The sequence below is a fragment of the Denitrovibrio acetiphilus DSM 12809 genome (assembly GCF_000025725.1).
Classification (GTDB): Bacteria; Chrysiogenota; Deferribacteres; order Deferribacterales; family Geovibrionaceae; genus Denitrovibrio; species Denitrovibrio acetiphilus.
Genome location: NC_013943.1, coordinates 2,788,687 through 2,807,701 on the forward strand (window position 1 = coordinate 2,788,687; position 19,015 = coordinate 2,807,701).

The 19,015-nt window shown below is 42.8% G+C and carries 17 protein-coding genes; 5 read left to right on the top strand and 12 right to left on the bottom strand.

Translation table 11 applies throughout. The features are described 5' to 3' along the window. Positions 1-104: 104 nt before the first annotated feature. The 3 genes from DACET_RS13245 to DACET_RS13255 all read right to left on the bottom strand — a co-directional run bounded on the left by DACET_RS13245 (position 105) and on the right by DACET_RS13255 (position 3,343). Positions 105-1,331 (bottom strand): OprD family outer membrane porin, encoded by a 1,227-nt coding sequence (locus DACET_RS13245; RefSeq protein ID WP_013011878.1) that lies wholly within the window; start codon positions 1,329-1,331, stop codon positions 105-107. Between the two features lie 59 nt (positions 1,332-1,390). After that, a complete protein-coding gene (locus DACET_RS13250) occupies positions 1,391-2,917 on the bottom strand; it encodes an FAD-dependent oxidoreductase (protein ID WP_013011879.1) in 1,527 nt (508 codons plus the stop codon). Between the two features lie 75 nt (positions 2,918-2,992). After that, the gene (locus DACET_RS13255; RefSeq protein WP_013011880.1) at positions 2,993-3,343 is read right to left on the bottom strand and encodes a cytochrome c3 family protein; all 351 of its coding nucleotides are present in this window, start codon (positions 3,341-3,343) and stop codon (positions 2,993-2,995) included. A 299-nt stretch (positions 3,344-3,642) separates the two neighbouring features. Between DACET_RS13255 and DACET_RS13260 the strand changes: the two genes are divergently transcribed. Next, positions 3,643-4,398 (top strand): FadR/GntR family transcriptional regulator, encoded by a 756-nt coding sequence (locus DACET_RS13260; protein ID WP_013011881.1) that lies wholly within the window; start codon positions 3,643-3,645, stop codon positions 4,396-4,398. Between the two features lie 182 nt (positions 4,399-4,580). On the opposite strand, the gene DACET_RS16405 is transcribed toward DACET_RS13260, so the two are convergent. From DACET_RS16405 to DACET_RS13290, 7 genes are all read right to left on the bottom strand, one after another. Further along, a complete protein-coding gene (locus DACET_RS16405) occupies positions 4,581-4,757 on the bottom strand; it encodes a hypothetical protein (RefSeq protein ID WP_013011882.1) in 177 nt (58 codons plus the stop codon). Between the two features lie 95 nt (positions 4,758-4,852). Beyond that, positions 4,853-6,007 carry a HEAT repeat domain-containing protein gene (locus DACET_RS13265; protein ID WP_013011883.1) on the bottom strand — a complete coding sequence of 385 codons (1,155 nt, stop codon included), beginning with the start codon at positions 6,005-6,007 and terminating at the stop codon, positions 4,853-4,855. Continuing rightward, positions 6,008-7,165: a hypothetical protein gene (locus DACET_RS13270; protein WP_013011884.1), complete on the bottom strand. Its 1,158-nt coding sequence runs from the start codon at positions 7,163-7,165 to the stop codon at positions 6,008-6,010. Between the two features lie 9 nt (positions 7,166-7,174). Further along, a complete protein-coding gene (locus DACET_RS13275; protein ID WP_013011885.1) occupies positions 7,175-8,533 on the bottom strand; it encodes a hypothetical protein in 1,359 nt (452 codons plus the stop codon). A 161-nt stretch (positions 8,534-8,694) separates the two neighbouring features. Continuing rightward, the gene (locus DACET_RS13280; protein ID WP_013011886.1) at positions 8,695-10,488 is read right to left on the bottom strand and encodes a metallophosphoesterase family protein; all 1,794 of its coding nucleotides are present in this window, start codon (positions 10,486-10,488) and stop codon (positions 8,695-8,697) included. A 280-nt stretch (positions 10,489-10,768) separates the two neighbouring features. Next, positions 10,769-11,356 carry a YceI family protein gene (locus tag DACET_RS13285; RefSeq protein WP_013011887.1) on the bottom strand — a complete coding sequence of 196 codons (588 nt, stop codon included), beginning with the start codon at positions 11,354-11,356 and terminating at the stop codon, positions 10,769-10,771. 124 nt (positions 11,357-11,480) lie between these two features. Beyond that, positions 11,481-12,692 (bottom strand): MFS transporter, encoded by a 1,212-nt coding sequence (locus tag DACET_RS13290; RefSeq protein ID WP_013011889.1) that lies wholly within the window; start codon positions 12,690-12,692, stop codon positions 11,481-11,483. Positions 12,693-12,849: 157 nt separating this feature from the next. On the opposite strand from DACET_RS13290, the gene DACET_RS13295 reads away from it, so the two are divergent. The 4 genes from DACET_RS13295 (at position 12,850) to DACET_RS13315 (ending at position 16,530) form a co-directional block, all read left to right on the top strand. Next, the gene (locus DACET_RS13295; protein ID WP_013011890.1) at positions 12,850-13,746 is read left to right on the top strand and encodes a LysR family transcriptional regulator; all 897 of its coding nucleotides are present in this window, start codon (positions 12,850-12,852) and stop codon (positions 13,744-13,746) included. A 182-nt stretch (positions 13,747-13,928) separates the two neighbouring features. Next, the gene (locus DACET_RS13300) at positions 13,929-15,335 is read left to right on the top strand and encodes a methyl-accepting chemotaxis protein (RefSeq protein WP_013011891.1); all 1,407 of its coding nucleotides are present in this window, start codon (positions 13,929-13,931) and stop codon (positions 15,333-15,335) included. Between the two features lie 63 nt (positions 15,336-15,398). Then, on the top strand, positions 15,399-15,719 hold the full coding sequence (gene cowN / locus DACET_RS13305; RefSeq protein WP_013011892.1) for a N(2)-fixation sustaining protein CowN: 321 nt from the start codon (positions 15,399-15,401) through the stop codon (positions 15,717-15,719). A 355-nt stretch (positions 15,720-16,074) separates the two neighbouring features. Further along, a complete protein-coding gene (locus DACET_RS13315) occupies positions 16,075-16,530 on the top strand; it encodes a hypothetical protein (RefSeq protein ID WP_013011893.1) in 456 nt (151 codons plus the stop codon). Between the two features lie 170 nt (positions 16,531-16,700). On the opposite strand, the gene istB is transcribed toward DACET_RS13315, so the two are convergent. Continuing rightward, positions 16,701-17,435: an IS21-like element helper ATPase IstB gene (gene istB, locus DACET_RS13320; RefSeq protein ID WP_013009976.1), complete on the bottom strand. Its 735-nt coding sequence runs from the start codon at positions 17,433-17,435 to the stop codon at positions 16,701-16,703. Then, positions 17,423-18,967 carry an IS21 family transposase gene (gene istA, locus DACET_RS13325; RefSeq protein WP_013009975.1) on the bottom strand — a complete coding sequence of 515 codons (1,545 nt, stop codon included), beginning with the start codon at positions 18,965-18,967 and terminating at the stop codon, positions 17,423-17,425. The genes istB and istA overlap by 13 nt, the downstream gene beginning before the upstream one ends. Positions 18,968-19,015 lie beyond the last annotated feature (48 nt).

The following is a 19,015-nucleotide window of genomic DNA, read 5'->3' on the forward strand; positions in this document are numbered from 1 at the left end:
AGCGGTCCGGATATCATAACAATGCCCGGACCGCAGCAAACGGTTAATGTATGCCGACTGGGTTCGGCTGATACATCATAAAAGCCCTACAGGAGGAGATTCTTTTATTTACCGGAACCAATCGCAAAGGTATATTTAACATACACTCGGAAATCGTTGAAATCTTCGCCTTCGTCAAAATCCACCATTGCATATCTGACACGGACAGATACTCCGTCAAGGGCTCCGGAGAAACTGTACTGGATGTTAAAGTCAGTTTCATTTATGTCACTGGAAGCATTTGAGCCCGATTCAGGCGTATCATAAATTGCATGAAAGACATAGGCACTGAGCCCCTTAAGCCCAAGTTTACCAAAGTCATAATTAACTTTAAGAGCGTACGCATTCTCTTCCGCACGTCCGGATGCCATAATCTGCTGAATCAGAACTTTTCCATCCCCCCATGGGACAAAGAGATCATCATCACCAGTATATGCATAATAGCCTGTTACAGAAAAACCAAAGGCATCAACACCTGCATTAAAACCGTATTGATCAGTATCAAAGTCACCGCCGACATCGTCACCGACAGACTTCTGTATAAGATAAGATGGTGTAATATGAAGTGCGTAATCGTTAAATGTTTTTCCGATTGTTCCTTTCAGATAGGTGGAATTAAATACGTCGTCCATATGGTACTGCCACGCTTCAGCTTTCAGATTGACAGCTTCCACAGGGAATTTATACTGTGCTCCAAAGCTTAAGAGAGGGTTATCATCTCCGCCTGAACCAACGGAATCCATGATAGGCATATACTCATCATCAGACCATCCCATAAAACCTGTGATATAGTAACCAGACAAAGTCAGGTTTTCAACAGACCTGTTCACTATGGAAAGACCTTTATAAGTTTTAGGCATGAGCCGGATATCGTGTGGGTTCATAAAGGGTGTTCCGATCTTCTGAGCACCGTATTTAATAGTTGTATTGTACCATTCACCCTGAATATAGTATTCCTGCATACGGGTAAAACTTTCGTGATCACCGTCATCACCTCTCTGAAGGAGACCGTAAACAGCTTTATCGTCGTCGCTTGCTAAATCATTACCCGATGCAAACGTCAAACCAGCACTTACACCATAAAGCGGGTCAGTATGATAAAAAAGCATGGTGCCCACAGCCATATCCTCACGATCCTGTGTGTCACCGTCAAAATCTCTGGTAAAGTAATAAGTACGTATTTCACCCTTTAGTGAACCTTTAGAAAAAGCCTCTTTAAGATTTGTTGCTCCTGATGCAGAAGAGCTCATCAGAAACATTGAAGACATTATTAGAAGAATTAAAACTCTCATCTTTCCTCCCGGAATATGATACCGCCCGGCATTTTTCAGCCGGACGGCTTATTTTGAGTTTATTTTAAAATATACTTAACTGCGCTTTCTGCTGCTATGCGTCCGGAGTTGATAGCAAAACCAAATGTACCGCCTCCAAGCTTGAGGTCGTAACTGTCCCCATACATACCGCCTGCATCGAGACCGCCGGAGTAAAGCCCCGGTATTGTTTCCCCATCTGCGTCCACAACTTCTGTATGCTCGTTGATTCTAATACCACCAAGAGTACCCAAAGCTCTCGGATGCAGCTTTGTCACATAAAACGGTGCCTTTTCTATTTTTCTGAGATATTTTGCATCTTTATGGAAAAGATCATCTTTGTGCTTCTCAGCAGCGACATTGTTTGCTTCAACAGTTGCTTTCAATACAGCAGGATCAGCCCCAATAGCTTTTGCAACCTCTTCAATTGTGTCGCATTTATACACATTGCCATTATTCTTTTTAAGCTCTTTGTTAAAATCTTTTTCAAGATTGTCAAGCTTTGTACCGTGAATAACCCATTCACCGAGAGGCATCTGTATTCCTTCGTTGATGACCATCTGTTTTGTATTTTCATCATAAATAGAGTAAGCTGTGCCGCCTATTCTCTCCAGAGCATTACCAGACTGAGGCCACTCTGTGATGTTTGACTCATCAGTATATCTATGACCGTTGGGGTCTACAAAAAGATACGGCTGTACAGCAGCAGCAATGAGATGTGACGCAGGGTGAAAACCCTTAAGACCAGGACGGTAAGACTGCATAACATCAACGCCTTCTTCATCGGCGCCTGCTTTCCATGCCATTTGTATACCATCACCTGTTTTGCCTATGTGACCGATGAAAATCATGTCAGGATATCTGGAATATTTCGCGACCATCTCTCTATTGTTAGCAAAACCACCTGTAGCAACAAGAACCGCTTTTGCATTAATGCGTATCTTCTCACCTGACTTATCCTGACCTATAACACCTGCAATCTTTCCATCTTTTTTGATGAGGTCAACACCTGGTGTTTCAAGAAGCAGTGTCCCGCCCAGCTCCTGAAAGCGTTTAGTCAGTGCCATCATTACAGCTTTCCCGTGGTGATAGTGTTTCCCATCCTGCTCATAGTCACCGATAACGTGCCATGTGAGAGGACCGCCGAAACCACCCACACCAATATACTCATACTGAATGCCAAACTGCTTAAGCCATTCAATTGTTTCGGCTGATTTATTGACAAAAGCACTCACCAGCGGGCCATTTGCACGCCAGTGGCTGTAGTCCATGATTGTTTTGAATGCAAATTCTTTTGATACATCTATACCCTGCCTAAGCTGAAGGCTGCTTTCAGCAGCGAAAATACCCTCTGCAAAGTTCCCTGTACCTCCTGTTATGGGCTGCTTCTCAAGGATGATAACATCAGCCCCAAGCATTTTTGCCTGTACCCCTGCTGCAAGACCTGTTGTCCCGCCGCCGACGATAGCAAAATCTGTGTTGTAAACTTTCTCTGCAAATGCTGGAAAAGCAGAAAAAACTGCAAGAATGATAAAAACAAAAAACTTGTTCGATGATAAGGATCTCATTGAATACCTCTCATAATTTTTGACGCATGCACGCCTTTTTATAGACAGCATAACTGCCTAAATATGTTTTTGACGTTACTTAACGACCATGTCAAAGTTGTGACACTCCTCATTACAGAAAAGATGCGACTCTTTATGGATACCGTGACATGAACCGCAATCAAGTTCTCCCATGTGTGAATCGTGAGGATTTGCCTCTTCAACATCTGCTGTAGCCTCAGCAAGCTCCTGATATGAACCATGACACTCAAGGCAGGCAGGCATTTTTGCAGACTCAGACGGAGAATCTGTCCCGTGGCAGTCTGCACACTGAACATCAGCGTCTTTATGGGCTCCCCTCAGCTCGCCACCGGCAATTACTGCTCCTGCATAAAGAACTATCAGAATAAATAAAAACAAAGAAATCAGATTTCTAATGGACTGCATATTTTATCTCCTGTTTTTTTCTCATCAACAAACCAATAATCATTCAATGTTTAAAGGTCATATGTTATACCATTGAATATATTGCTAATGTTTATATCTTGTCAATAAATTTTGTATAAATTCTTTACTTTTCTTTACAAAGAAAGCCAAAGAAGCAAGAGATAATGTTAAAATCAAAAACAGTTTCACCGTCAAGCTGTTACTAATTAAGGTCTTGACTTGCTTAGTAGTTGTTATTAATATAAAAATTGGAATACAAGACATTGATTTAATCCATCATTGGAAATCGGAGTTACGTTTTGAATATATTTGAACCTATAAAGCAGGTCAGAGCATCAGATGCAGTACATAACCAGCTAAAAGATGCTATTCTCACAGGCAAGTATAAAGCCGGTGATAAATTACCCTCGGAAAGAGAACTTATTGAGACATTTCAAGTCAGCAGAACTGTAGTAAGGGAAGCACTGAAAGTTCTTGCGGCAACTTCTTTTGTTGAAATCAAACATGGTGCTACCGGAGGTGCATTTGTTAATGATATAACATTTGACAGGCTCTCTGACGCATGGAATGACCTTTTCGTATCCGGCAAACTGACCATTCCCGACCTCATAGAAGCACGAATGCTTATTGAGCCCATGATTGCCAGAAAAGCTGCCGAAAATATAAACGACCACTATATAAGCAAACTACATGACGCACTAAGCAAAGAAGACGGTACCAAAAAATATCCTGAAACAGTCCTGAACAGGTCAAGAGTCCACTATGTGATCGCTGAAATGAGCGAAAATAATTTTCTTGAGTCTATCTGTAAGACACTTGTCATTCTTATCAGAAATATTACTAATGAATTCCAGCCGCCCACGGATGAAGTTCACCCTCTTCATATGCACGACAATCTTGTTGATGCCATATGTAAAGGAGACGGAGCCAAAGCAGCAGAAGAAATGAAGCTTCACCTTGAAAAGTTTATTAAGCTAATGGCAGCAGCAGAGAAAAAATACAGAGATGAAAAAAGTGACTACGCTTCATCTAAGAATTCATTTCTCTCTCTATGACTGAGCACAATGTATTCTCCAGAATAGCCAACAGCAGACATGAGCAAGTGTTTTTTTAGGAGATAAACGTAGCGACCTATATTTAATACTCATATTTTTGCAGGATAGCAAAGGGGAGTGATTACTTCACGGGAGAAGAGCCTGACTCTTTAAGGCTTCAGTAACCTGATCTTCCCATAGTCTTATTTTTTGTCATCACAGCCGCAGCTATCTCCGCCACCGCAGCAATTGCCACCACCGTGACTGTGCCCGCTGTTGTCCGCATCGCACCCACAGCCTTTCTTAACAGTGAAGTAATAGATCAGGTAAACTACAGCTAATGCAACAATTATAATCACTGCTAATGTGTCTAAACTCATGATTATCTCCTCAATCAAAACAAATTAATGATACTGATTATCAAAATCATACTTGCTTTGTTGTGCCATGTCAATTATAAATCTGGAGTAATCATTTACAGCCTTGCGCCGGTTGTCTGTATACGCTGAAAAGCCTGCGCAGCAGCAGCTCTGACATCTTCCGAATCATGATCTGCATACTGCTTAACAATCGGAACAGACTCAGGGGCAAGAGCCACCAGAGAGTTAACAGCGGCAGCCCTGATGCGCCAGCTTTGATCTTCAAAAAATTTTCCGAGAAGACCACACTCATCCTTACAGCCCAACCTGCCAATTCCGGCAATCACAGCAATTCTAACCTTCTCTGACTCTTCACTATCCAGAAGTTGCTGCCAGTCAACAGGCTGAGACAAAAGTCCCACAGCAGAAGCTCTGACCTCAGGTGACGAATGGCGCAGAAATCCGGCAAAGGCAGAATCATCAATGCTTCCAGCGGGAAGACTGCAAAGAATACCCAGCACTCTGCTCAGCACTTCTTCGTCCTCTTCATTCTTAAGAATATTTAAAAGCAGTGGCTCATGGCGTAAAACATCACGATCTTTCATGACGCCCAAACTCCACAAGCACACCTCACGGGGGAGCTCACCCCAGAATTTAAGCAGGTTTTCAAAATACCCTTCTTTTTTAAGCAGCAAGTTCCTTGCTCTGAAAGGATACACTCCTGTGAGCTCTTTCAGCCAGAGATGCAAGGTCTCAGCATCGGGGACAGGGACACTTACATCATGGTCACTCAGTACAGCGACCCGCACCGCAAGCTCAACACTCAACTTTTTACTATGGGCTAAAAGATTAGCAGCTATTCTGGCTTTAGTGCTACTCTGACCATTCAGCAGGAATGGCGTAAAAAAATCGAGCCTCTCATCCTCAGACAGTCCCGAAAGCTTACTGGCGCAAAGTGTTATAACATCGTCACTTTCAGACTCAGCAAACTCACTTTCAGCAAAGTCGGTACGGGTTCCATCATCAAGGCTAAGAACGGCATATGCAAATGCCTTCCTTATCACAGGGTCTTTTGCCGACCTACATAAATCTGTCAATATCTGGAGCAGGTCTTCACCTTCCCGCTCTGCAATCGCAGTCACCTTTTCAGCGGACTTGCCTATTTCCCGCAGTGTGGCAATACGCACAGGTATTTCAGGATGAGTCAGTGCCTTTCTCAGTCCATCAACAGTTGATATATCAATTTTTATTTTCGGTTTTCCGGTTTTCATTTATATAAAATTAATCTCTATAGTATCAGCAGGATCACCAAATTCATCCGCACCAGCCGCACCAACATCATTAGTCACGGAAGAGTTGAAGCTGTCGAGAGCCAGCTCAAAGCCAAGCTCATCTTCAAGCAGATCTATAAGATTAAAGTTTTTGGTACCGGATTTAGACAGCACCTTAAGAACACTGATGCTTGCCCATATCCCTACAGAGATATTCATCATCTCAAGTGTATGCTTACAGTGTACGCCTATCCTCTCTACTGATGAATCTGCGGCGGGGTCTCCCTTAGGATTTGTCCCTGTAATCTTTCCACTGCCGCCAAATTCAAGATCCTGAAAAACGACATCGTCAGCAACGAGATCTGTTATCTCTATACGAATAGGAAAAACTATACTCACCTGAGGTCCGAAACCGAGACACACGCCAACTTCCTCTTCAAGATCAACAAGAGCTTCTGCAACTGTAGTAAGAGGGACAACCACCTCTACCAATGGACCGCTGACAACATCGGCACCAAGCTCTGCAAGCTGTCTTATAATATAAAAAAGATCCCACTTCATAGGCATATTAGGTTCCAGCCGGATACCGTCATCAACAGCGATACCATTACCGTAAACCTGCATATTATCCAGAAGCCCTTTAGGGATAATGGCAAGGATCTTTTTAAATCCCGGGACCTGCTTGCCCAGAGAATACAAAAGATCAACACATATCCCCAGCAGGTCAAACTTTATGTTTTCGTTAAAGCTGTGCTCCGTACCCCAATGCCCTGAAACCCATCCATGAAGTGATGGATGCCCGGGGTGCCATAGCTTTTCTTCAAAAATAAGATCAACATCAAACATGACGCCAAGAAGCATTCCTGCGAGGACATTATCTTCTGTAAGATGCACAACCATTTCATCGTCTTTCACCTGACCTTCGACAAGAGACGACATCGACCATGAAGGGAGAGCGATACCTGCGGTGATTGCTGTAGTTACTTTAGCAATGGTTTTAGTCCATGCGATTTTCACGTTGCTGTCTAACAAAATAGCGGTACTGCCAATAGTTGTTTTTTCCGCACTGGGAAATTTCGAACCGTAGTAAGAGAGACTGTATTCTATATTAACCGGGTCGCTGGACCCTACAAATGTGCTAGCTATTGATTGATCCATAACGACCTCCTAGCTCGGTATACCGAGAACTAATGATGTTGTTCCGTCTGAAAAAGCGCAGAGGAAAACCAGTCTATTACCACTGTCAGCATGTCTGGTGCTGGTTCCGAAAAGCATCCTATAGACAGACGCTCCACTGGAGTTAATAATATCCCCGGTTGACAGAATTGCCGAATGGCTAAAGCCGTTATAGGCAAAAATAGACATATCCGGTTCATCATCACCATGATCCAGAACAGCAGAGTAATAAAAAATACCGTCAGGACTGACTGTACCGTTCGCGAGGCTTAGTGCAGTTCCGCTAAGTACATTATCTCCTGTTGAACGAAAGGTTTTACCATCTTTCAGCAAAGTCATGGAATCATCATCGGACACCAGACTGTAAACTTCACCAGAAGGCCCGACACGGGTGCCGTAGGCAATCTCGCCGCCGGTAAGAGTGTCGTTATCATCACCACTGTCAAGGCTTAACGCTTTGGTCTGTACATCCTTAGGATATTTCAGATTTCCTGAGATATTTGCAACAGACTGCCGAACTGACAAACCATTTCGGGATGTTTTATTCTCCTGACTCTGCATAAAAACACTCGCACTGTAGTCACCGCTGGTATTATGGTCTATAAGCCCAAATGAAGTCGCAAGGCTGTTTGCCCCCGGAACTATCGAACCGGCGGAAAGAATTACTTCCGCATCAGATAAGCTGCTATTAGGAATATGTAAAATACTGTCCATATGCCCTGTCAATCCGCCTGTGTTCGGGCAGTGGTGGGCTGAGACCAAAAGGCTCCCACCGTTATAAGACACATCTCCGAATATACCGGAGCTTACCTTTTCACCGTCACTGAACGCCTGCCCGCAAAGCATAAGAGGTTCAAAACCGTTCTGCCCGTTATCTATATAAAGACCTGCACCATAATGATCTTCTGACTGCTTCACGTCTGCTTCGAGCACAGCGGAAAGATTCCCGTTCTCATCAGCGTCAAAAGAACGAATACTGCTGACAAGCCGATTGTCTTCAAGAACATCACCCTCGATAACAGCAGATCTTTCCCAGTCAATAACAGGAGAAGTTCCGCTGAAATCCAGTCCAAGCTGAAAGATGCCTCTTGTGTTGCTGTTGTCCACAGCATCAAAAGTAATGATGCCGTTATCACTGATATGAGATACCCCGTAAAACTTATCAATCGTAAAATCACTCCCAGAGGTCGCAACAGTGCTTCCTACATTCTTTAGTTGATAAAACTTGTACCCGCTGGGAATATCCGGACCGGAACCTCCGCCGTCAAAACCACCACACCCCGTAAGCATAACTCCCCCAAGGGCTGTGAGAGACAGCTTGACAAATTGCCGCCTGTTCATATGTGCCATAGTAAAACTTCTCCTTGTTTGTAATTGTTTCATAATACCATATACAAAAAACCAACAGCAACATTAAGTTATCATATTTACCTGATAACTATTTATAAAAGGCTTCCAGCCAGAAGTGACAGGAAGCCTTTTTGCAGTGTTAAAGAAACAAAGGAGGGTAATCAGATGTTCTTTACAGCAGCGAAATATCCATTTGTATTAATAACAGCCCATACTGTTTTGGAAGATGTATCCACGCCCCATGTGCCGAGGTCATATCCTTCAGCCCACGAACCTTTGACAAACGTTGTTACCCCGTCGCTGTTGGCGAAAACAGCATTTTCCCATTCACCGTTTTTGGTATATCTGGCAAGCCCGAATGACTGGGCGTCAATCTCTTCTTCTGTAACGTTTTCATCAGAATAGCTCATAGAGAGTGTAAATGTCTCAGTATAGTCACTGCCCAGACTTGCCTGCATACCTCGCAGATAAAGGATATCACTGCTGGTAGCTTCATCAGCATCATAGAAACCTGTATTAACTTCGACATTTAAAACCCTGCCGGCAAAGTCTCTGTTCGTACGACCGTTAATACCATCAAGGATAACAGCTCTGGTCCCATTGGCACTTGTCACATCCACATCAGTATAGGATTCATTGTAGGCAACAAGGAAGTCTTTGCCATTGAGACTGTAACCAAATGACTCTCTTTTGGTAAATTTAAGATCGGGTGTTGTTGAAAATGTTTCCCCAGTCTCGGATATATAACTTGGTGCACCATAGTAATCAATTGTCAGATGATCGCCATCTACAGTAACAATGTAATAGCCTATTTTATAGAGTTCCTGACTTAGCATAGTCTGCCTTACTCCGCCGAAATACTGAACATCATTAGGGATTTCCTGTGGAGTGTAAAATTTTGAACTGTCAGAAGCTGTCACAAGCTGAGTAACTTTAGCTGTTGTGCCGTCATTTGTGGCAACATAGCTTCTGTCGTGCATATGGTCATGCCCGTTGATATAGTATCTGACGTTATTGTTTGCTAGGCTCTCGATAAAGTTATCATCAGCGTCATAATCATAACCAGCTTCAGCAGGTTCCCCGAAAAGGTTATCATCGTGATTCTGAGTAATAAGTCCTTTATGAGCGAAAACAATAGCATGTGTTCCTGAAGCACGCCCTGAGAGGGTTGAATCAATCCAGCTCTGCTGTGTAGAAATCGGATACTCAGCATCATCTGTTGCGGTGAAATGATCGAGCATTACAAACCTGAGATTATTATAGTCAAAAGAGTATGTCAGCCCTTCCATATGAGAGGCAGTCGAGAAGTTTGACCCTACATTAAACGGAAGCAGGTTTGTTCGGGTTATATTCGGCAGATAGGACTCATCAGGGTTCTTAGCTGCATATGCGGCTTCCTGAACAGTACCATCATTCTGTACGCCTGTTCTTGTTTGCGGAAAAAAATTCAGAAATTCTGTGGCAGCTTCTGCGGAATTATCATGATTCCCCCTGAGAGGAAAGTAGCCAATACCGTTGTTGTAAAGCTCCTGAACATATCTGGCTCTAACCCCCATAGCATCCGCTGTTGTGTAGTCATAAGTCAAAGCTGTCTTTGTATTATACGCCTGAAAGTCATGACGTCCGTCATCAGTAAGGTCACCTACATGCACAACAAGATCAACATCGTGCTCAACAAACTTTGCGTTCAGGGCATTGATTATATCAACAGCACATGATGCCGGATTTTCGCCGTCATCATCTTTTGTCCACTGGGTATCACTGATTATCCCAAACTTCCATGCATTTGCAGAGGGTAATGTTGATTTTGCAATAGTTTCAGGAGTTGAGGAATCACTATCGCCACCACAGCCCACAAGTGAGGATGCAGCGACAAAACTTGCTGATGCAGCAGAGTATTTCAGAAACTGTCTTCTGCTTAATCCGCTAAAATCTTTAATACATTTTTTAGACACAAAAACACCTCTCATATATATTTTATGAATAATATAAGCATTTTCATGTCAGGCTGATTTCATTAAAAATTAAGTTTACCGTAAACTAATCTGCACTTTTTCTCCATATTCTCACAATATTTTTAGCTGGCTTATCAATATCTTATATCACATGCACCACCTAACAAATTAAACTAATGATCAAAAAGAAGATTAATAGACACATAAATAAGGGAGGTAAGTATTATACTAAAACATACTAAAAGTGAATACCGGAGACAGAGCACCTCAGGTACATAAATTATTTCTTTTCAACCATCTCCAGATCAATGGTTATCTTTACCAGATCTCCTATCATCGGAGCACCATTCTGAAGTATCTGATTCCATACTATTCCGAAATCTTTTCTGTTGATAACAGCAAAAGCTTTCAGTCCCTTTCTTTTAAAGCCCCAGGGATCAACGATAGCCTCAGAAGGTCCATAAACATCAAACACAACTTCATTTGTAATACCCCGTATTGTCAAATCACCAGCAACAGCAAGCCGCCCCTGACCTTTCTGTTCAACTTTTCTGGATACAAAGGTCATTTTAGGGAATTTATCAGCCTCGAAAAAATCGGAACTCTTCAGATGCTCATCACGCTTGGCAACACCTGAATCAATAGACACAACATCTATATTTACTGAAACTGTCGATTTTGTAATATCATTTTCATCAATATTGACAACGCCTGTGACATCTGGAAACATCCCTGCCACATCAGCAATCATCAAGTGCCTGACACTAAATACCGCATTGGTATGTTGCGGATCAATATCCCACTCAGTCGCCGCTGCCGTAGACACAAAAGTCATCACAGTCAACAGACCTAGCAAAAACCTCTTCATATAATACCTTCCTTAGAGATTAAGGTTATACTTTGACAATCCTAAAGACACGGATTCAATCATTTCTTCTAAGGTAATACGCATCTCGATATTTGCAATGGGAACAGGACCAAAAGTATCTTCTCTAAGACAGACATTCGGCCGCTTTCGCAGCATGCTTCCTTTCTCTGGAGCATTTCTTACCATGAAGAAGATAGTATATAAAAGTACATATCAGCACTACAACTACCATATCCATATACATGCCTCTATAGCCGGAAAACGGAATAAACATTCCCAGGACAACCGGTCCAAAACCAACCCCTGCATCCAGAAACATATAAAATGTTGAATTTGCAAGTCCAAGACGGTGCTGCGGTGTAACTTTTACGGCAATAGCCATCCCGCATGACTGGACAACACCAACGCCAAACCCCAGTAAAACTGCAGAAAACATCAGCGTCACCCCATGATGAGCCTGACTTATAAGCACAAGTCCAAAGATAAAGATAAGCAATGCAGGATATATCGCTACATTCTCTCCTTTTCTATCAAAAAGCCTGCCGGTAAAAGGTCTCGAAAAAAAGATCGCAGCAGAATATACGATAAAGAAAAAACTCGCAGCCCCGGTCAGATTAATCTCTTTTGCATAAGGAGAGAGGAAAGCAAGAACTCCTGAATAACAGAAATATACCATTGAGCACACTATGCTTATCGGAACTGCTTTAATTTCAATAAAATTCTCAAGCCTGATTTTTTTCATGGCAGACACATCTTCGGCTGAAAGTTTTATTACCGGCACGCGAAGAAGCATTACCTGCAAACAGCAAAGTATTGCCAACCCGGTACAAATAGCAAAAACAAGAGAAAAGCTGCCATGCTGAAGAAGATACATTGCAAGAAAAGGCCCGATAGCCGATGCAAGTGTTATACTGAGCATATAATAGCCGATCCCTTCACCACGTCTGTCCACAGGAACAAGATCAGAAACAATAGTTGCAACTGCTGTTGCAGCAACACCATACGAAACGCCATGTATGAAACGAATGAAAAGAAGAGGTACTATATCCGTAACTTCAAAATACAGCAAAGTCATAAACACGTTCAGCGCAGCTCCGCACAAAAGCATCTTTCTCCGTCCGATCTGCTCAATAAGCATCCCGCAAAACAAGCGCGAGACAAGCGCTCCTATAACAAAAATACTTGATGCAAGCCCGGCACCACCGGGTGATGCCTCAAAAACCTCTATTGCATACACGGTCATAATTACAACTAAAAGATAGTAATTCATCATAAGCAGAAAATTTATCGATGTCCCTATGACAAAGTCTTTCGTCCATAATTTAGCTTTATCCATTGACTTAGGTCTCCTTGATTTAATTTCTCAGTATACGCCGCCTCACGATAGCAAAGCCTTTATCGATACGTTCCAACATAACACCTGCTCTTAATAACTGGAAATACATATTTATTCATGATATCATAGCTATAAAGCTATAAAGAGAAAATTGCACATGGACTTATTACAACTTAAATACTTTCAAACTGTTGCCAAATTTGAGAATGTAACCAGAGCTGCCGAAGAGCTTAACATAGCACAGCCTTCTCTGAGTAAAACGATTTCAAACCTTGAAAAAGATCTCGGAGTATCACTTTTTGACAGACCCGGACGGCGTATACGCCTCAACAAGTTTGGCACAGCATTCCTCAAAAGAGTACAGAACAGCTTCAGCGAACTTGAACAGGGACAAAAAGAGCTGATGGATATGGCAGGTTTGGAACAAGGAAATATAAACATCGGTGCATCTATCGCACGGCTGCTGCCTAAGATGTTCAGTGAATTCCTTAACCACCACGGCAATGTGCGCTTCAGGCTGATTCAGGTTATCAACCACCTTGATTTACAGCAGCGGCTTATTAACGGCAGAATCGACCTGTGCATATCCATCCTCCCGGTAGAAGAGAATAAAGTTCACTGCACTCCGCTTTTTGATGAAGAAATATTTCTGGCAGTAATGCCGAAACACCGTCTGGCGGGGCGCGAAAATATTAACCTTAAAGAAATAGCCGATGAGCCATTTATAAGATATGCGGCAGACAGCGCCCTGAGACTGATAACCGACAACTTCTTTCAAGAGGCTGAAATTATCCCTGACACCGCTTTTGAATGTACAACACCGGAAGTGATTTGCAGTCTTGTCCAGAATGGATTCGGCATAGCACTTATACCTGCCTCATGGTGGAATCTAACGGGAATGGATGCCCTTGTGAAAGTCAGCATAAGAAAACCTGTATGTAAAAGAACCATTTGGCTTTCATGGATGGAAAACCACTACCTCTCGCAGGCTGCCGATAAATTCAAAGAATTTGTAATAGATTATTACGCAGCAGACAAAGTAAATTCTCCTTAAGGAATTTTACCTGTCTGCTCATAATTTAAACACTTCGAAGGTTGTTTTTTAATCATGTACTGCTCTCAAAAAGCTTATTAGACTAATCAGGTTCTCCTCTATCTATAATCTGCAACATTGAAACACGAAACAAAAAACTGGCACACAACATGCTCTGTTAACTTCTTTTAAGGGGTAACAACATGTTCAATTTTAACTCATCTCAATACGAAAAGCTCCTTCAGCCTCTTGAGATTATGGCATCAGGCAAATGGGATCTGAACCACAGGCTTGAGGGACTGAAAAGAGGCATAACAGAAAAAGCAGGCGATGTGCTCAACCGTGTTTTTAAATCATTGCGCCAGACAGTAGAGGCGATATCCAAATCGTCTGTGGTGCTTTCACAAACCGCTCCAGAGCTCGACCAGGCTGCAAAGTCTCTTGAAAACCAGTCCAGACAGCAGGCTGACAGAGCAGCACAAATAGCCGCTTCCGGCAAGCAGATGGCCGTGTCTGTAGAACATGTAACCGGGAGCACTCTGGAAGCGACTCAGTTTTCATCTCAGATAACAAAATCAGCAGGAACTGCTATGGATAAAAGTAAATTGTCCGAACAGTCAATGGTTGAAGCAAAAGAGCTTGTCAACGGATTAAAAAAGCAGATGGAAACCCTCGCAGAAGAATCAGATAAAATCGGCTCCATAATGGAAATGATTAAAACTATAGCCGACCAGACAAATCTGCTCTCCCTTAACGCATCCATAGAGGCTGCAAGGGCTGGAGATGCAGGGCGCGGGTTTGCTGTAGTGGCAACAGAAGTTCGTAAACTGGCTGAACAATCTATGGAAGCAACAAACGGCGTTGAAAGCATACTTTACAGTATCCAGAGCAGCATAAAGACCTCTATGGACTCTGTAAATAAGGTTATGGGGTCTGTTGAAAGGTCTGCAACAATAAGCGAACAGGCAGCAGAAGTCCTGTCGGAAGTCACACAGAACATGGACGAGCTTGACAAACACCTGAACACCATCGCAGCAGCGGGGCAGGAACAGGATACAACCGTAAGATCAGTTGTTGAAGAAATTGAAGGGATAGCATCTGCCGCGGAAGAACAGTCTGCCCTTGCTGTTCAGCTCAACGGAATAGTTGACAAGATAAACAGCGGTTGTGACGACCTTCTGGTTGCGGTGGGCGTATTTCGAACCACTTCACATGAGAATGCAGTAAAAGCAGCTCAAGAGGCCGCGGCAAGTGCAGATATTAAATCACTGAACACCGCATCCGCAGAAAGCTTTATGGATAAGTTTATCAACAGGCACTCATTTATAGAGCTGGCTTACCTCACAGATGCAGGAGGCAGACAGGTAACACCGAATATCTGGAATAAAATAACAAGAAACAGCAACGACAGCAGTTCCATCGGCTCTAACTGGTCATCAAAAGATTGGTTCAAAATACCAAAAGACACAGGAAAAACGTATATTACAGACATATACCGCTCTGTTGCAACAGAAAACTTCTGCTTTACTGTGGCAGTCCCGATCAAAGATTCCGCAGAGAAAGTAACGGGAGTTCTGGCTGTTGATATAAATTTCGCCAATATGCAATAGTGAAGGATCCCGGGAAGCTCAATTTATTAAATAGTTTTATTAAAATTAAAGGGGAATGATTTAATGTGTAACTGTAAAAAAAACATCAAAGTTGACGAGAGTTATGTAAGTTTCAAAGATATAGACTGCTTTGAAAATGCCTGCCTTGTCATCGACAACCTGTTGCGAATACTCAAGGAACCGAAAAACACCAACGCCTACTGGGAAAAGTTTATAGAAAAAATTCCTGAAGCATACTATACAAGGGACTCTAAAAAAGACCCGTCAGAAGCTCTGCTTTATCTCGTCTGCTCCTGTACATCCAACATCATGGAACTGTTTGAAGAGATCGACGATGAAGAGGCCATCGACGCAATGTCCAAATGCGAACAGGAATGCTGTTAAGATAAATTGGCGGAGGCGCACAGGAATCAAAGGATGTCCAATATTGGAGTCTTATATCCACCAAAGTAGCACTCAGCAAGGAACTCCATTTTTGGAGTCTCGCCTCAGACTCGCGAATTTGCTCCAATATTGGAAAAAAATGGCAGAAATTTGGCAGAAAATATTTGGTCTTTTCGACCTACTAGAAACACCAACCTCTGACAAAAATCCCAAAATCCAACTACTCCATATTTGGAGTTTCAAAATTAGTTTAGCACAACTTACCACATTAAATATCATTAAAATTTACATGCGACACAAACTGTCACCCGTATCAATTAATATTTATTCAGAAATTGAAACTAAGAGGTGATTTATGAAAAAGATTCTAATCTTTACTTTTGTGTTGTCGTTTATTCTTACAGGCTGCGGAGGTAATATTCTTAACCCACAAGAAAGGAGTTCTGCGAAAGTACTAGAGAAATGCAACTATGAGATCAGTGGAGTTTCTGCAGATATCATGAATAAAATGCATATTACAAACATTACTGAAGCTGATCTTACTCGTCAGTTGAAAGTTTTCAGAAAAATCGCTGATTCATATAATGAATGCATGTCTGACAATGGCTACAGTGTTGATAAAACATTACAAGAATATATCAAAGATGGCTTAAATGATTACGAAAAAGCCTATAGTGCTCACCTTGCGGGAACTTACCTACTCATGACAGATAACCTTAAAATCCCTGCATCAGCTATTGTTTCTGCTAAAGTTTATTCCAAAGAGCAAGTTGAACTCTTTGAAACAGTTATCAGTATGCTTAAAAACTAAGTATTTCATTATCCATTAACTACATCTCAATTGGAGGAATAGATGGTTTTTTGCCTGTATCGGCTTATTCGGACAGTGGGATCGGAAACATTCGGACAGCGTATCGGTCGTCGGACACTTTTGCCGCAAGGTAACCTTTTTCTGATTATAAGAACCAGTTCATCTATAAATCAAGCGTTATCCGCCTGAATTTTCCTTATACTTTCACCTTTAAGTTTGATCTTGTGACTGCTATGCAGCAGTCTGTCCAGAATGGCGTCAGCCACAGTGTCGTTGTTGAGATAGTCATACCAGCGATCTACAGGCAGTTGCGAGGTGACGATAACACTGCTGATACCCGCACGATCCTCAATCACCTCAAGAAGGTCGTTGGCATCATCGGTGGTGAGCGGATTAATTCCGAAGTCATCAAGGATGAGCAGATTATATTTGGCTATTTTATTAAGCCCCTTAACATAAGTACCGTCCAGTCTTGCCAGCTTCATCTCATCCATAAGCCTGGGAAGTCGGTAGTATCTAGCGGTGAGTCCGTCCCTTACAACCATATTGGCGAGAGCCTGAGCAATAAAGCTCTTCCCTGTTCCTGTGGGGCCTGTGATAAGTATATTCTGCTTTTTATTCAGATACTCACCTGAGATGAGCGAAAGCATAGCTGACTTATCAAGCCCCCTTGGTATCGTGTAGTCGATATCCTCGACCCTTGCGTTGAGGTCTTTGAACTTCGCCTGCGCCATGTTCCTCTTTATCTTGCGTGACAGCCTCTCTGCTGATTCCGCCTGCAGAAGCTGAAGCAGACGATCCTCAAACGGCAGATCTCTGTACTGTGGATTCTCCATCTGTCTGGAAAGAGCTGCCTCCAGTCCGGCGAGCTTCAGCTCTGCAATAAGGTTTTCTAACTTTGACATTTGTCCTCCTCTTTATAATAGTCTCTCCCCCGCACATTATTATGATTGCTGAGCGGAGCAGTGTTCTTCTCATCCTTCTCAAGATATATTTTACTGCTAAGTATGGATTCAAGGCTCTTTACTGAATAAGCTCTTATCTCTACAGCCTTCTTACATGCCATGTTGAAGTCACTTTTATCATGGCTTTTTGCTCTGCTGAGGATAGCTATACATGTCCTGTAAGCGTTTGCCGGATGACTTCTGGAATCAAGGATATTCTTCATGAGCCTTGCAGTATCGAAGCCTATAGAGCCTGCCCAGTTGAGTATACGTGTAGGGTTCCATTTCTCCTGCCACATGACATGATTCGGCGGCATGTGCTCTGTGAGAGTGGAACCTCTCTTTGACTTAGGGTGGATGGCTACAGGGTATCCTTTGTGATGTATTTCAACAGTGGTAGCGGAGTGCCATACGTCCACCTTGTTCTTTATGAGCTTGTAAGGGACAGAGTATCTGCTGCCGGAAACATCCACATGATAGTCGACTCCTACATGTCTTATCAGATACTCACGATACTGATATCTCTCCTTTGGCAGGGGCAGCATCTCAGGACGGTCTATCTCATTCAGAAGCTCAAGACGGCTCTTGCCGATACCTCTTATGACTTTATTGTTATAGGCCTCAGTAAGCGGAGCTATGGCAGAGTTCAGTTCCTGCACGGTGTTAAACAATCTGTTTCTGAGCTTTGCAAGTACCCATCTCTGTATCCCCTGAACTGCCTGTTCTACCTTTGCTTTGTCCTGAGGTTTCGCAGGTCTGGCAGGGATGACTGCACAACCGTAATACTTAGCCATGTCTGAGTAGCTGCTGTTGACCGTAAGAACATCTCTGGTGTGTTTAGTTACTGCTGATTTCAGATTATCCGGCACTACGGTCTTTGAAACTGCACCGTAATATTCAAATGCGAGACTATGAGACAGGATGAATGATTCTTTCTTCTGGCTTTCTGTTGCATGTACGAACACAGCTCCCGATGCTCCAAGAGCTGATACAAAGATCTGTGCCTCACTCACTTCTCCTGTATAGCGGTCTACTATATCCATTGTCAGGCCGGAATAGTCTACGAACATTATTTCACCGGCGTTGTATATCTGGCGCATGGTCGGACTTAGACGGGATATGTGTTTCTTGCAGTACTCTTTGAACTGAGTGTAGTTATAGCCGTCGGGATGGACTGATTTATACTCCTGCCATAACAGAAGCCATGTGACACCCTTGCGTCGTTTCTCTCTGGCGATATAATCCAGATCCGGCATAGGGAAGGTTCGGTTCAAAGGCATTGACCTTTCTGGAAAGAGACGGCTGTACAGCTCATCTTCGGATACTGAAGACAATTCCTCAGCCTTAAGGCCTGTTATACGGAAACGGTTCACATAGTCTGATACCGTTGACTTAGGGATTCCGGTGGATACCGATATCTGACGGATGGAAAGCTGGTTTATGTATCTTAGGCGTATTACCTCTTTGATCTCGCTCATTGTTAACCTCGTCATATTTGCCTCCAACTTATTATTGGAGGACAGTTTAAAGGTTAACCTTGC